Genomic DNA, 15,776 nt, shown 5'->3' with positions numbered 1-15,776 from the left:
GGGTTCAAATCATGATAAAAAACAAAAAAACAACAGTAACGATGCTCAGCACACTATCTTGCCTTACTTTGTTCCTATCCGCATGCGGCAGCTCCTCTTCCACGGCGAACGGCGGCCAATCGGAGGGACCTGTCACCTTGAAAGTTTTGTCGTCAACGATTGTCGAAAAACCTGCGGGCGTTATTGAACAGCAGCTTGCAGACGAGTTTATGAAGCAAAACCCGAATATTAAGATTGAATTTATGGGCACTTCAACGAATGACGCATTTACCAAAATAACGACATTGGCCACCGGCAACCAGCTCCCGGATATTTTCGTCAATACGCCGGATTTTTACTCGACAGCCAATGATATGGGAATTACAGCGAATTTAACGGAGCTGCTCGGCAAAGATTATGTCCAAGGGTTTAACCCCAAAGTGCTGGAGGAAGCGACGATTGACGGCAAGCTGCAGTTTGCGCCATGGTTTACGACACCGCTTGCATTGCTGTACCGGATGGATTGGCTTGAAGCCGAAGGACTGAAGCCGCCGACGACATGGGACGAGTTCATCCATGTCGCCCAGAAGCTGACGAAGGATAAAGACGGTGACGGAAAAGCCGACCAGTGGGGATTCGGCATGGTAGGTACGAACAACAGTTCCGGCACGTACCGGTTTATGCCGATTTTGCACAGCTTTGGCGCCAGCGAGCTGAAGCAGGACGCCAGCGGCAAATGGGTCACGGAGATGGATACGCCGCAAGCCGCGGAGGCGCTGCAATTTTTCGGCGACCTGGTGAACAAATATCAGGTGGTGCAGCCCGGCGCGGTTCAGAGCGCCTATGCGGACGTTGTCACGCTGATGGGCAACGAGAAGATCGGCATGATGATTACCGGCTCACACGGAATCGGCGGCGTGATTGAGAAAAATCCGAACCTGAAAGGCAAAATCGGTGCCGTTCCCGTTCCCATGAAGGTGACACATGCATCGGCGCTAAGCTCCTTCGGCTTTTCCATTTCGGAGCAAAGCAAGCATAAAGAAGCCGCAGTTCAATATTTGAAGTTTTTGCTGAACAAGGAAAATGCGTTGAAGTTTTTTGAAGGAACGGGGCGTATGCCTACCCGTACGGAAACAAACGATTCACCGCTTCTGAACTCCCCTGAATACAAAGGGTTTATCGAAGCGCAGAAATATGCTTTCCAGCAGCCTGTCGTTCCGTTCTTTTCCAAGGTACAGACCGCGGTCGGCGTAGCCTATCAATCCGTACTGACCAGTAAAACGGGTGCGGACGAAGCGGGTAAGAAGGCGGCTGAAATCATTCGCGGGGAGATTAAGCAGAACCAGAAGTAAGGGAAGGGGAAGTGTCGGTGAATAATTACTTTTCACGCAATCAGAGGGCCGGATACGGGTTTATTCTGCCCTCTGCCATTATGATGCTGCTGGTAATAGCCTACCCGATTGCCTACGGTTTTTTTGTAAGTATGTTTGATACGAATCTGATGAATCGTTGGAATTTTGTCGGCTTTAAGTACTACTGGCAGGCTGTCACGGAACGTGACTTTTTGGATAAAGTGCTTCTCACGTTTAAATTCACGATCATGGTTGTGGCGGGCAATTTTATTGTTGGAACGCTGCTCGCCGTGCTGTTGAACAGAAAGATTAAAGGGAGAGCTATATTTCGTCTCATTCTCATTCTCCCTTGGCTGTTTCCCGAGGTTGTCGTGGCCTTGCTCTGGAAATGGATGTTCGACCCTATTTACGGATTGGTCAATCACGTGCTTGTGTCCGCCCATCTTATATCCGAACCGATAGCATGGCTGAGTACTGCATCCTATGCGCTGTTAGCCGTAGTTTTTGTCGCCGTCTGGAAAGGGTACCCGCTTGTGCTGATCTTCGTCTTGGCGGGACTCCAATCGATTTCCGAAGACCTGTACGAAGCGGCCGAAATGGACGGGGCTACCAAATGGCAGTCGTTTTTGCATATTACGCTTCCGAGCTTGAAGACGGTACTTGGTACAACCCTCGTATTGGAGACGATCTGGTGGTTTAAGCATTTTACGATTATTGAATTGCTGACGCAGGGAGGTCCGGTCAATGCGACAAGCGTCGTAAGCATCGATATATTCAAGCTGGCGTTTACCGATTTCCGTTTCGGTCAGGCTTCGGCATTGGCTTTTATCGTGTTTCTGATCTGTTTTCTGATCAGTTTTGTGTACAGGAGGTTGTTGTCGGATGAAACGAAATAAGCTTCGGGGGAGCATGGGGGACATCGTCACATACCTGGTGCTGCTGATCGCATCGTTAGCGGTGCTGGTTCCCGTATTATGGATGATTTCGACTTCGCTGAAATCGCCTGAGGACACGTTTTCGACGCCTCCGCAATGGCTGCCTGGACATCCTACTGTCGATGCATTTAAGCGGATTTGGTCGGATTATCCGTTCGGCACCTATTTTGCAAACAGTTTGATTGTCGTTATTGGGGCGACCGTTGTGTCACTTCTATTTTCGACCTTGGCGGGGTTCGGCACCTCGAGATTTCATTTTCGCGGAAAAGGGACGTATTTAACCTTTTTGCTGGTGACGCAAATGTTTCCTTCAATTATGCTGCTGATCCCGATGTACAAGATTATGACCCAGCTTGGACTTATCAATACGCTTCTTGGCTTGATCGTGACGTACATTACGTTCACCATCCCGATCTGCTCATGGATGATGCTCGGGTATTTCGACACGATCTCCAAAGAGCTGGATCAGGCCGCGTCCATTGACGGCTGCAGCAAATTCCGCACCTTTTGGCAGATCATCCTACCGCTGGCGCTGCCAGGGGTAGTGGCAACCGCCATATATAGCTTCATTGTCGGCTGGAACGAATATTTGTTTGCCGTTATTTTAATGTCATCCGAGAACATGAAGACCATTCCGGTAGGTGTCGGACAGCTGGTATCGCTGAACAAAATCGAGTGGAACGACTTGATGGCGGCTTCTCTGATTGCAACGCTGCCGGTTTCCGTCATTTTTATTTTTCTTCAAAAATTTATGATCAACAGTCTTACAGCCGGGGCAATCAAGTAAGGCGAAGCGTCCAAACAACCTAGAGGAGAAGAGACCATCACATGAAAAAAGTAAAAGTAGGTATCGTTGGTGCCGGCAGCTGGGGAGAATGCCATCTTAAGGCATATCTTTCGATCCCGCATGCGGAGGTAGTCGCTGTATGCGATTCGAATCGCGACAGGCTGGATGAAGCAGCCGGCCGTTATGGCCTTAACCGCAAGTATACGGGCATCAACGACATGCTGAACGGGTGCGACTTGGATCTGCTCAGTATAACGACGCATGAGCGCGCGCATTTTATACCCGTCGTTACCGCGCTGAAGAGCGGCAAACATGTTGTGCTCGATCAGCCGATAGCGACGAATCCAGCCGCTGCGCATGAAATGTGGAAGATGGCGGTGCAAAACCGCCGGCAGCTTCTGATCGTACGGTTAAACCGCTTTTTGGAGCCATACGCCAAGCTGTCTAAAGCGATACGCGAGGAGCGAATCGGGCGGCTGGAGCAGCTTGTATTTACGCGATCGCGCAGCGAAGCGCTGCTGAAGCTGTATCACCGTCTCCCCACTTATTATGAAATGCTTGTGCACGATCTGGATTTGGCCTTCTGGTTGGCTGGGGCGAACCGGTTGAAGAGCATGCAGGCATTCGGGTCCAAGCCGTTCGCGGATGGCGTGCGCAATATCGAACGTTTCGACTTTGCATTCGGTAACGGAGTGGCCGGTACCATGTCCAACGTTTGGACAAGCGCGGATGAAAGCAGCCCGCTGACCCGCGGCTCCCTGGAGATTATTGGCGATAAGGGAAGTCTGACCATCGATACCGGGGACATCTCTTATTTGGTCGGGGACCCTTGGGCCAGGCAATCCGCTACGGTTGCGGCGAATGATCAGCTTCAAAGGCATGTATCCGCCGCGCTTTACGAGCAGCTGAGCGCATACTGCCATCTTATCGCCGAACAATCGGCGCCCGATTATTCATCCCTGAAACAATCCAGCCACATTATTGATATTGTCGATGCGATGACCCGGTCGATCGATTTTCATTATGCCGTTTCATTTTAAATAGGAAGATTCGTCTCGCGTCGAACGGGTGCAATTACTTTTAGGAGGATCATCATGTCAAAACAAACGAAAAAAGTTGCCGCCATCATTACGGAATATTGGGATATTAACCATGCTGATGTCATTATTACCAAATTTTTGGACGGTTATGTACTGAATGGCAGAAGGTACAAACCGACAGTCGAGATCGTCTCGATGTATATCGACCAGTACCCGGCCAACGATATGGGACGGGATATGGCGGCCAAGCATGGAGTGGCGCTGCACGGATCGATTCGCGAGGCTCTGTTGAATGGCGGGACATCCTTTGACTTGGACGGGATCATTATCATTGGCGAGCTGGGCGAATACCCCACCAATGAGTTTGGGCAGATTTTGTATCCAAGAAGGAAGTTTTTCGAACAATGTCTTAACGTGATGCTGGAGTTTGACCATATCGTTCCCGTCTTTACGGACAAAGGCTTTGCGGTCGTTAAAGAAGATATCGAATGGATGTATGCTCAAATTAAAAAGCATAACGTTCCGTTCATGTCGAGCTCGGTGCTGCCGTATGCACCTCGCATTCCGGTAACGACGGGCATTCCTTACGGGGCGCCTATGCACAGGATGCTGGGTTTTGCCTATGACGACGTGGAACGGTACTGCTACCATACGATGGAGATGATGGAAAGCATCGCCGAGAACCGGGCTTTTGGCGAAACCGGGATCAAAGCGGTAAGAACGTACAAGGACGAGGCGGCGGTCGAACGGATTTTATCGGATGACTGGAAGCCGATTTATGAAGCGCTTGGGGGCTTTGTCAATCTGCGCGATATCGACATGTTTCCTTATCAATTGAAGCTCCCTGTTTTCGTTGAACTGGAATATGTGGACGGGTTGCAAGCCGGCATCATTTATGCCGAACCGGAAGGCAGAATGTTCGTATCGGCTTACCAGGTCGCGGAGGGCGAACAGCCGGTTTGCGTAGAGTTCAGGCTGCAAAATCAAAAGCCGCACAGCCACTTCAGTTACTTGGTGCTGGCGATTGAACGGTTTATGCATACTCGCAATGCTCCTTATCCGGTGGAACGTTCGCTTCTTACAACTGGTGCGCTGGATGCCATGATGAGATCGCTGCACGTCGGCAAAGAAGTCGAAACGCCGCATCTGCGCGTCAATTATTAATAGACCGGAGGTTACAAGGTTGGATAAACGCAATTGGTTTCATACGTATACGCGTGACGACTTAATGCACTTGGCGAAGAACGGCAGCTTTGCCGTTGTTCCGCTGGCGGCAACCGAGCAGCATGGGCCTCATCTGCCGGTCTATACGGATAGTATGATTTGCGAGTATGTGGTCAGTCATTCGATACAGAAGCTGTCGGGTATCATGTCAGCGCTCATGACTCCCGTTTTAACGATCGGTTGCTCTCAGCATCATTTGAATTATGGCGGTACGCTTTCTTACTCCACGGCTACATACCAGCATATGCTGTATGACATTACGGAGAGCCTCGTAAAGTGCGGATTCCGCAAAATCATCTTTTTGAACGGCCATGGCGGCAACGCCCAGATCATGGTGCAAGCCGCGCAGGATGCGGCAGTCCGTCATCCCGTCTGGACGGCGGCGGCTTCGTATTGGAACTTGGCTAAACCAGCCCTGGACGATCTTGGGGCAGAAGAAGTCGGCTTGGTTCCCGGACATGCCGGCGGCTTTGAGACGTCTTTGATTATGGCGCTTGATCCCGAGCTTATTAAAGGGTCCGCCATCAAACACGATCATCCGGTGAACGATTGGATGCGCGCGGAAGGCTCATTTATTGGAAAGCATGGCGAATTGACCGGCATTGACGGTTTTACAGACTCTCCCGACAAAGCGAGCGCCGAAAAAGGCCGGCAATATTTGGACGTTATTGTGAACGCAGTTTCCGCCTGGATGCTGGAGCTGCAGAAAACAATGACGGCAGGTTAATGCCTGCAAATAAGTCAGAAGCGGCAAAAAGCCATCCTCCGCATGAAGGATGGCTCTTCGCCTTTTCGCATAACCGCTCGTCTGCACCGGCAGAAGGTTCGCGATCGCTATTATTTTTTTACACGTTTATCGTGTTCTGCCTTATACTCATCCATCAGCTTTTGGCCCCCGGCCTTTTTCCACTTTTCGATCTCGGCCTGATAACCGGCATCGTCAAGTTTACCCATAATGTACTTTGTCTGCGCGTCGTAGATCATTTGCTCCAGCTCTTTTCCGCGCTCGCTGTAAGTGGCGGATATAAACGTCAAAGCCGGGTTCGGAATGGCGAACTTCATATTTTCCTGCGTCACTTTATTGCCTTTTTCCCCAATCGGCACATCTTTCAGCGGCGCCACATTGTAGCCCTCGATATAAGGGAGGTTGTCGCGGTAAGGCTTAACTTCGCGCTGGAATAATGTAAAATCTTTAAATTCGGTACGGTTGTCGTCGGTTTTGACATAATGCTTGTTTTCAATACCGCGCATCAGCAGGGTCGCCATTTCCGGATCCATCAGCTGATCCAAAAATTTAAGCACCCGTTTCACTTCCGCCTCTGTCTTCACGGACGACTTCGGAATAACGTAAATTCCGGAATTGCCGGTTTGACCCGCTACCCGGATCCCTTTCGGACCTTCGAGCGGAGCAACGTCGACAATGGCCTTCGGGTCGACCTTGGACAGACGATCCTGCTGGCTCTTCGCCGTATTGGCTACGGCTATTTTGATGCCTGCGCGGCCGGAGTCGAACATTTTATCCGCTTCTGTCGAATCCAGCACGGCAAAATCCTGGTTGATCAGCTTTTCTTCGTACAGCTTACGGTAAAACTTCAATACGTCGTTATATTCCTGCGTCATAAATTCGGGGATTACGTTCCCGTCCTTCGTAATTTCCCACTTATTGGGGGCCCCCATCCCTACTGCGAAGCGGGTTGTCAGAGACGTTTGACCTTCATTGTATTTTTTGAACAGCAGCGTGCCGTACGTATCGTTTTTGCCGTTCTTATCCGGGTCGTTCAGCGTCATCGCTTTGATTACGTTGTACCATTCATCGAGCGACTTGGGCACCTGCAATCCGAGATTGTCCAGCCAGTCTTTGCGGTAAACGATCGCTGCGCGGGCAATCTCCGAAAAAATCGGCACCCCGTACACTTTTCCGTCGACTTGAATATTATCGTAAAACTGCGGGTTTTGAGCCGACAAGTTTTTGAATTCTTTCAAATAAGGGCCGACTTCCCAGAACAGTCCGGACTGCATGCTGTTAACGATGTTGGGTACGTACTGCACCTTGAGCAGCTTCGGAATTTCGTTCGACGCGATCATGACATTGACTTTATCATCATAGGCGGACCCGGGGATCCATTGAATGTTCAGCTTCGTATTCGTGTACTTTTCTATAGTCTGGCTGATTTCGTTTCCATCGGCCGGAATGTCGCCGACCTGCTGCAATGCGATAGAAATCGGGAACGGGGTTGTCTCGGAAATGGCGTCCCCTGCCGCCGATTGTTTGACGCCGCCGCAGCCAGCCGCCACGGATCCGGCTACTACAAGGACACCTAGAGATGCCAATGCTTTTTGCTTGTTCATCGTTACTCCACCCTTTTCTCTAGTTTAGATAATATCACACATTTTATATGGTTCCACTTGCCCTATTATCAGACTTAGCCGAGATTCATGCCAGACACCGGATTTAACTTCTTTAAGCCGGCGCCTCGCTTATTCCGTAGAAAGGGTTCAGGATATGCTTAATTTAACACGCCATGCACTGATCTTAACCATCTTTTCTTAAAGGTGAGGTCATAACCGGAAGGAACGGCGGCGAAAAAATGCATACTATTTCCACAAGCGGGACAACCTATCTTTTGTCAAAATTGGAAAGGAGGACACATCAAATGTATGCACAACAACAGCAGCAAGGCATCAATACGGTAAGCTCCAAAGAGCTGTCGTACATAACGGATAGTTTAAAAAATGAGGAAATGTTAACGAAGCTGGCGATCCAGTCGATGGAGGATAGCCATTCTCCCCAGCTTAAGCAAAAGTTCGCTCAAATCGCACAAGACCGTCTGCGGCATACGGATCAAATCTTAAGAACCTTGCAGCAGCAAACGCAAATGACTCATTAATTACCCGGGAGGTGCAGCTATGTATCAGCAAACGAGTACAAACCAACAACAGTCATCCATGCAGCCTGGACAGCTTCAAGAGCAGGATTGGGGTAATCTCGTCCTGTCCGAGATGAAGCGCACGGCACGCGAATATACGACCGCCGCTTTGGAAGCGACGCATCCGGCTGTTCGCCAAACGTTCCAAATGCTTGCACAGCATACGATGCAGGATCAGGCGGAGCTGTTTACGATCGTGTCTCAATCGGGCGGCTACGATTCGATTAAATCGGCAACCCAGCAGGAAATTCAGCAGGAGCTTCAACAGCAATTTCAAAAAGCGGAACAGCTTCAAACGTTCGTTCAACAATCGCTGCAAAACGTTTATTCAGGTGCGGGCGCTTATCAGCAATCAGGGCAATCCGCATATGCCAACGATCCGTCCTTTCAGCAGAGCGGTTACGGCGCCGGAACGTTCGCTTCGTCAGGTTCGGAAGCCGGTCTATCGCACTCTAATGCGGGATTACACCAATCGCCTTCGGCGCAAGGTTATATTGCTCAAGGTTTAAGCCAGGGCTACCAGGGCTATAATCCGAACCAAGGCTACGGACAAGCCCAAAACCAAGGCTATAATCAAAATCCAAGCTACGGGCAGGCTCAAGGCCAAGGCTACGGTTCGTCTCAGGCGCAAAACTACGGTTCGGCAAAAGGGAATGCATTCGGCTGGAGCACGGGCAGCAGCATGAACGCCGGCACCGGCCAAAGCACGACTGCAGGCTCGGCCCCAGGTCAGGGCTCTGCTGCCGGCTCGGGCTTCAATACGGGCACCAACCCGTCGTATGCGAATACCGCATTCGGGTTTACGCAAAATACGCAGCACGCAAGCAGCGGGCTCGGCTACAGTCCGACCAGCAGCTCGTCGGTACAATCCGGCATGAACGATTACGCGGGTACGAAATCTTCCTATGCCGACAGCCAAGATTCGGTGGGCAGCTCATCGTATTCACAAACAGGATCGTCCGCGATGTCCGCCAAATCGGCGAATCGCGACTACGGTACCGCGAAATACACCGGCGGCTCGAGCGCTTCTTCCTTGTCCGGACAAGCATATGACAACAGCACGGGCTCATCGGGGCAGCGGGGAGGCAACAGCTATAACTGGAACGCCGACGACGAGACGGAGAGCGCGACTTCGAGCACCTTCGCTTCAAGCCGCGATACGGATTCGAACGGTAAAAATTTTATGTAGCAGCATCCGTACGGCTTGTTTCGGCAGGGCAAGCTCCTCGCTCCTCCTGGAAAAGTACGGATCTGTACCCGATTCCCTGCAGGTTAGCCTGCAGGGAATTTTTGTAAACAAAATACGAAAGAATGTTCGCCAATTCGTATTTGACACAGGTTCGGGGGTAGCTTAGACTATTTTTAAAGATAAAAAATAATGAAGACAGCATGAATGCGAAACGACACCATTTTGCTGGGAGGCACAGCCTTTTGTTATTGGATATGAAGCACTGGAAGCATGTGTTTAAGCTGGATCCTGACCGGGAGCTGTCGGACGAGCAGTTGGATCGTCTCTGCGTATCGGGAACGGATGCCATTATGGTCGGCGGCTCCTCGGGCGTCACCTTCGAGAATACAGTCGATTTGCTGGCGCGGATTCGCAGATATGAAGTGCCCTGCGTGTTGGAGGTTTCCAATTTGGAAGCGATCGTGCCGGGCTTCGATCTGTTTTTTATACCTATTGTATTAAATGCCCGGGATCCGCAATGGATCGTCGGGCATCACCATCAGGCGCTTCGCGAATACGGGGCGATTCTCGACTGGCAGCTGGTACGGACGGAGGGCTACATCATGATGAACGGACAATCGACTGCCGCCCGAATTACCGAGGCCGATACGGCGCTGGACGCAAAAGATGTGGAGGCGTACGTACGGTTGGCGGACCGGCTGTTTCATTGCCCGGTTGTTTACATCGAATACAGCGGAACCTTCGGCGATATGGAGCTGGTGGCTCGATGCAAAGAGCTGGTGCGCGAAGCAAGGCTTTTTTACGGGGGCGGGATCGATAGCCCCGACAAAGCGCGTAAAGCGGCGCAAAGCGCGCATACGATTGTAGTAGGCAACGCGGTATACGAGCGATTTGAGCAGGCGTTGGCGACGGTTCAGGCCGTACAATCGAATTAGCCGCGCAGCCCCTTCGGGACTGAAAGAAGGGAAGGCATTATTTTTTTCTTCTATAATATTATATAGCTTGGTTAACCAATGGAACTTAGCAGTAAGGGGATTGATACAATGAATGAAACAATCGATTTATTTGCATCCATCAATACATTGAATCCGCAGCAAAAGAAAGCCGTTGAAGCCGTCGACGGACCGCTGTTGATTATGGCAGGGGCTGGCAGCGGCAAAACCCGCGTGCTGACGCACCGCATCGCTTATTTGATCGCAACGCGGAAAGCCGCGCCTTGGAGCATCCTGGCGATTACGTTTACCAATAAAGCGGCGCGTGAAATGCAGGAGCGTGTCGGCAAGCTGGTCGGTCCGAACGGACGCGATATTTGGGTATCGACCTTCCATTCGATGTGCGTGCGCATTTTGCGCAAGGACATTTCCCGCATCGGGTTTACGTCCAATTTTACGATTCTCGATTCGGGGGACCAATTGTCCGTCATCAAAAACTGTATGAAGGAATTGAATATCGATACTAAGAAGTTCGAGCCTAAAGCGGTCCAGGCGGCTATCGGCACTGCCAAGAACGAGCTGAAAACTCCGGAGATGGTAGAGAACAGAATTGGCGATTACTTCGACGGCATCGTTGCAAAGGTATACACCTTGTATCAAAAAAAACTGAAGCATAACAACTCGCTCGATTTTGACGATCTGATTATGTCCACGATCAAGCTGTTTAAAGAAGAGCCGGACGTGCTGGAGTTTTATCAAAATAAGTTCCAGTACATTCACGTCGACGAATACCAGGATACGAACCGTGCCCAATATATGCTCTGCCTGATGCTGGCCGATAAGCACAAGCGCATTTGCGTCGTCGGCGACAGCGATCAGTCGATTTACCGTTGGCGCGGTGCGGATATCAGCAACATTCTGAATTTCGAGAAGGATTATCCGACGGCGACGACGATTTTGCTGGAGCAAAATTACCGGTCGACCTCGAACATTTTGGATGCGGCGAACAAAGTAATAGCGAACAATGCCGGGCGCAAAGCGAAAAACTTGTGGACGAGCAAGGACGGAGGCAGCAAGATCCGGATGTACCAGGCCGATTCCGAGCATGAGGAAGGGTACTTTGTCACCAGCGAGATCAATAAGCATGTAAGCAGCGGAAAAAGATTCCAGGACCATGCGATCCTGTACCGCACGAACGCCCAATCGCGGGTCATCGAGGAAATTTTGATCAAATCGGATATTCCGTACCAAATTGTCGGCGGCATCAAGTTCTATGATCGTAAAGAGATCAAAGATATTTTGGCTTACCTGAGGCTTATTTCCAATCCGGATGACGATATCAGCTTTGTGCGGGTCGTCAACGTGCCGAAGCGGGGGATCGGCGACACGACCGTTGAACGGTTGACGGAAGCCGCGGCGCGGCGCGGCGTATCCCTGTTCGCCGTGCTGGAGGACGTCGATGGAATGGAGCTTGGCGCTAAAGCGAAGCACGCGCTCGCCGATTTTCGCGAGATGATCGACAATTTGAACCGGATGGTCGATTACTTGTCCGTCACCGAGCTGACCGAAAAAATGCTGGAAATGACCCAGTACCGCATCGAACTGCAGCGCGAGAAAACGATCGAATCGACCGCGCGGCTGGAAAACATCGATGAGTTTTTATCGGTAACGATGGATTTTGAAAAGCGCAACGACGATAAAACGCTCGTCGCTTTCCTGACGGACTTGGCGCTAATCGCCGATATCGACTCGATGAGCAACACGGAGGACGACAAGGCGGACAGCGGCAATGCCGTCGTGCTGATGACAATGCACAGCGCCAAGGGATTGGAGTTCCCTGTTGTGTTTATTATCGGCATGGAGGAGGGCGTATTCCCTCACAGCCGGGCCTCGAACGATAACGAGGAGCTGGAGGAGGAGCGGCGCCTCGCTTACGTGGGCATTACGCGCGCCGAGCAGGAGCTGTACCTCACATGCGCCCGGATGCGCACGTTGTTCGGACGCACCAACATGAATGCGCCGTCGCGGTTCCTGACGGAAATACCGGAGGAGCTGCTCGAGCTGGCTTCGCCGGGCCGTACGATTGGCGGCCGATCGGGCGGAGGCGCCTCCTTCGCCAGCCGCGAAGGCCGCTACGGCTCGATCGGCAGCTTCGGCGGCGGCGCAGCCGCAGGTTCCGCCTCCGGCGGCAGAACGGTCAGCTTCCGGCCGTCGGCGCCCGGAAGCGCAGCCTCGTCCGGCCCGGCCCGGCCGGCCGCGGCGGCTGGCGGCGGTGCCGGCGGGGCGGTGCCCGATTTCAAAATGGGCGACAAAGTCGCCCATGGCAAGTGGGGCACCGGCACCGTCGTCGCCATCAAAGGCTCCGGCGACGACACTGAGCTGCAGATCGCATTTCCTGCGCCGGTCGGCGTGAAACGGCTGCTCGCCAAGTTCGCGCCAATTACAAAGCAGGGCTAAAGAGGCTCTGCCGTTCGTCTCTCGCACCAACAATCGCGAATGGTTATACCGTGATTTGCTATTTTTTTAATCAGAGAGGAAGGTTTCCTTATGAAGGATTCCCTTGAGGCTATGAAAGCCCTCATCGAACAAATCAACCGTCACAATTACGCATACTATACATTAGACAAGCCCGACATCTCCGATGCCGAATGGGATAAGCTGTACGATCGGCTCGCCGCGATGGAGCGCGAAACGGGCATTGTGCTGCCGAATTCTCCGACGCAGCGCGTAGGGGATCAACTGCTCAAAGGCTTTGACGAGCACAAGCATCGTGCGCGTCTGTGGAGTCTGGACAAGGCGCAAAATCATGAGGATCTGATGCTTTGGTACAACCGGGTCCAAAAGCTGGTCAACGAATACAATAACCAGCATCCGGACGATCAACTGCCGCAGCCGTCTTTTGTGATCGAACTAAAGTTTGACGGGCTGACCTTGAATCTGACCTATGATCAGGGCGTGCTGGTGCAGGCGGCTACGCGCGGCAACGGAACGGTAGGGGAAGGCATTTTGGCGCAGGTGCGGACCATCCGGTCCATTCCGATGGAAATCCCTTACCGTGAGGGCGTCATTGAAATACAGGGCGAAGGTATCATGAACTTGTCCGTGCTGGAACAATACAACAAGACGGCCGCCGAGCCGCTCAAAAACGCCCGCAACGCCGCCGCGGGCGCGCTTCGCAATCTTAATCCGAAAATAACGGCGTCGCGCAAGCTGAACGCTTATTTTTACAATGTCGGCTATACCGACGGGCTCGCATTCAGCGACCACCGGGAAATGGTCGAATTTCTGCGGAATAACCGGTTTAAGGTCAGTCCGTACGTCCACTTTTACGATTCGATCGAAGAGGTGGCCCGGGAGCTCGATCAGGTGACGTCGATGCGCCATACGTTCGATTTTTTAATCGATGGGCTCGTGGTCAAAGTGAACGACATGCGCACCCGCGAGGTGCTGGGCTATACGGACAAATTTCCGCGCTGGGCGGTTGCCTTCAAATTTGAAGCAGAAGAAGCGGTAACGACGCTGCTGTCCGTTTCGTGGGAAGTGGGCCGCACCGGCAAAATCACGCCCGTAGCGAAGGTGGAGCCCGTCGATATCGCCGGGGTGACCGTGCAAAACTGCACCTTGAACAACATTGGCGACATCGAACGGAAAAACTTAAAGCATGCGTTGGGCAGTCAAGTATATATTCGCCGCTCCAATGACGTGATCCCCGAGCTGCTGGGCAAAGTGACGGAGGAGGCGGACGGTCAGGAAATCGTATATCCCGAGCATTGCCCGTCCTGCGGTTCGCAGCTTGAGCTGAAAGGCGCGCATTTGTTTTGCTTGAACCGGCTTGAATGCCGCCCGCAGCTGATCGGGAGAATCACCCATTTTGCATCGCGTGACGCAATGGATATCGAAACGTTCAGTATCATGACCGCAGAGCAGCTGTATCAGGAGCTGGGCGTTCGGGATCCGGCCGATTTGTATCAGCTGCAATTCGACGATTTGGTTAAGCTGGAAAGGTTCGGCGATAAAAAAGCAAGCAACCTGCTGGCCGCTTTTGAGAAGAGCAAGCATTGCGATCTCGCTTCGTTCCTGTTCGCTCTCGGCATTCCGAATACCGGTAAAACGACGACAAAGGTGCTCGCGGACCATTACCGCAGCCTGCAAAAGCTGATGGAGGCGACGCCGGAGGAACTGGTCACGCTGAACGATATCGGCGGCATTGTGGCGGACAGTATCGTCAGCTTTTTCCGCGATCCGGTTATGCAGGACAGCATCGAGCGGCTGCTGCAGGCCGGAGTGAATCCGGTTAGCGATGATGCTCCGGTCATTATGAACGCGGATAATCCGTTTTTCGGCAAAACGGTTGTGCTGACAGGTACTTTAACCACGATGAGCCGGGACGACGCAGGCAAAAAGCTGGAGTCCATGGGCGCGAAAATTACCGGCAGCGTATCGAAAAAAACCGACATCGTCATCGCCGGGGAAAGCGCCGGCAGCAAATTAAAGAAAGCACAGGAGCTGGGCATCCGTATTATCGATAACGAGCAGGAGCTGCTGCAGCTTATGGGGGAGGCGTAAAAGCCTCCTTTTTATTTTATTACGAACCACGTCTGTTTACTTGGAAATAGTTATTAAGCGGCGTTTCGGCACAGATTTCAACAGATTAGGCGATGGGATGATTACCAATTAAGCATCGTGCAAAAATACAAAATAAATCAGTTGCATTCCATAGGCTTTTTGTGGTACATTACTTTTTGTCGCCGCTGAGCCGGCGAAAGTGCAAACCATGCCGGATAAAAAAGTTGTTGCATTATGCTGTCGAATCTGATAAGATATATTCTTGTCACGACAAAAACAGTATCATCAAATGAACGACGAAAGCTCTTTGAAAACTGAACAAATAATGGTTGAATGCCAGTATGATTTATAACTATTTTTGAGCTTAAGACAAGCTTCTTATACCTCGGTATAGATACCTGGAAAGGAATCGGAATTCTCTGCGGAGGTTCTGCTTCATTTTTCGGGACGTTAACGGGGTCTTTAATGGAGAGTTTGATCCTGGCTCAGGACGAACGCTGGCGGCGTGCCTAATACATGCAAGTCGAGCGGACTGTTCCTTCGGGAACAGTTAGCGGCGGACGGGTGAGTAACACGTAGGCAACCTGCCTGTAAGACCGGGATAACTATCGGAAACGATAGCTAAGAGCGGATAGCTGGACGGAACGCATGTTCTGTTCATGAAACACGGAGCAATCTGTGGCTTACAGATGGGCCTGCGGCGCATTAGCTAGTTGGTGGGGTAACGGCCCACCAAGGCGACGATGCGTAGCCGACCTGAGAGGGTGATCGGCCACACTGGGACTGAGACACGGCCCAGACTCCTACGGGAGGCAGCAGTAGGGAATCTTCCGCAATGGACGCAA

At 51.8% G+C, this 15,776-nt stretch carries 12 protein-coding genes and 1 rRNA gene; 12 read left to right on the top strand and 1 reads right to left on the bottom strand.

Annotated features, from left to right (window positions below):
• The first annotated feature begins 11 nt into the window (after window positions 1-11).
• From E1757_RS26255 to E1757_RS26230, 6 genes are read left to right on the top strand one after another with little or no spacing between them, the layout of a single operon-like run.
• The gene (locus E1757_RS26255) at window positions 12-1,331 is read left to right on the top strand and encodes an ABC transporter substrate-binding protein (RefSeq protein ID WP_133233801.1); all 1,320 of its coding nucleotides are present in this window, start codon (window positions 12-14) and stop codon (window positions 1,329-1,331) included.
• 17 nt (window positions 1,332-1,348) lie between these two features.
• Window positions 1,349-2,227, top strand: a complete 879-nt coding sequence (locus tag E1757_RS26250; protein WP_220446535.1) for a carbohydrate ABC transporter permease — start codon at window positions 1,349-1,351, stop codon at window positions 2,225-2,227.
• On the top strand, window positions 2,214-3,053 hold the full coding sequence (locus E1757_RS26245) for a carbohydrate ABC transporter permease (RefSeq protein ID WP_133233799.1): 840 nt from the start codon (window positions 2,214-2,216) through the stop codon (window positions 3,051-3,053). Before E1757_RS26250 ends, E1757_RS26245 begins: the two co-directional genes overlap by 14 nt.
• A gap of 41 nt (window positions 3,054-3,094) precedes the next feature.
• Window positions 3,095-4,093, top strand: a complete 999-nt coding sequence (locus E1757_RS26240; protein WP_133233797.1) for a Gfo/Idh/MocA family protein — start codon at window positions 3,095-3,097, stop codon at window positions 4,091-4,093.
• 54 nt (window positions 4,094-4,147) lie between these two features.
• Window positions 4,148-5,257 (top strand): hypothetical protein, encoded by a 1,110-nt coding sequence (locus tag E1757_RS26235; protein WP_133233795.1) that lies wholly within the window; start codon window positions 4,148-4,150, stop codon window positions 5,255-5,257.
• Window positions 5,258-5,276: 19 nt separating this feature from the next.
• The gene (locus tag E1757_RS26230) at window positions 5,277-6,044 is read left to right on the top strand and encodes a creatininase family protein (RefSeq protein ID WP_246079532.1); all 768 of its coding nucleotides are present in this window, start codon (window positions 5,277-5,279) and stop codon (window positions 6,042-6,044) included.
• 110 nt (window positions 6,045-6,154) lie between these two features.
• Here E1757_RS26230 and E1757_RS26225 read toward each other — a convergent pair whose 3' ends face one another.
• Window positions 6,155-7,666, bottom strand: coding sequence for an extracellular solute-binding protein (locus tag E1757_RS26225; protein WP_133233793.1), 1,512 nt, complete (start codon window positions 7,664-7,666; stop codon window positions 6,155-6,157).
• Between the two features lie 305 nt (window positions 7,667-7,971).
• Here E1757_RS26225 and E1757_RS26220 point away from each other — a divergent pair, with 305 nt between their 5' ends.
• The 6 genes from E1757_RS26220 to E1757_RS26195 all read left to right on the top strand — a co-directional run.
• On the top strand, window positions 7,972-8,205 hold the full coding sequence (locus E1757_RS26220) for a hypothetical protein (protein WP_133233791.1): 234 nt from the start codon (window positions 7,972-7,974) through the stop codon (window positions 8,203-8,205).
• A 19-nt stretch (window positions 8,206-8,224) separates the two neighbouring features.
• Window positions 8,225-9,433 carry a spore coat protein gene (locus tag E1757_RS26215; RefSeq protein ID WP_133233789.1) on the top strand — a complete coding sequence of 403 codons (1,209 nt, stop codon included), beginning with the start codon at window positions 8,225-8,227 and terminating at the stop codon, window positions 9,431-9,433.
• A gap of 242 nt (window positions 9,434-9,675) precedes the next feature.
• Window positions 9,676-10,368 carry a heptaprenylglyceryl phosphate synthase gene (gene pcrB / locus E1757_RS26210; RefSeq protein ID WP_133233787.1) on the top strand — a complete coding sequence of 231 codons (693 nt, stop codon included), beginning with the start codon at window positions 9,676-9,678 and terminating at the stop codon, window positions 10,366-10,368.
• A 108-nt stretch (window positions 10,369-10,476) separates the two neighbouring features.
• On the top strand, window positions 10,477-12,822 hold the full coding sequence (gene pcrA / locus E1757_RS26205; RefSeq protein ID WP_133233785.1) for a DNA helicase PcrA: 2,346 nt from the start codon (window positions 10,477-10,479) through the stop codon (window positions 12,820-12,822).
• Between the two features lie 90 nt (window positions 12,823-12,912).
• On the top strand, window positions 12,913-14,931 hold the full coding sequence (ligA, locus tag E1757_RS26200; RefSeq protein WP_133233783.1) for an NAD-dependent DNA ligase LigA: 2,019 nt from the start codon (window positions 12,913-12,915) through the stop codon (window positions 14,929-14,931).
• A 462-nt stretch (window positions 14,932-15,393) separates the two neighbouring features.
• Window positions 15,394-15,776: ribosomal RNA gene (locus E1757_RS26195) — 16S ribosomal RNA — on the top strand; the annotation flags it as partial.

The organism is Paenibacillus piri, from assembly GCF_004354045.1.
Lineage (GTDB): Bacteria > Bacillota > Bacilli > Paenibacillales > NBRC-103111 > Paenibacillus_S > Paenibacillus_S piri.
The sequence above is the reverse complement of the archived record's forward strand: the minus strand, read 5'-3'. Positions and strand labels throughout refer to the sequence as shown.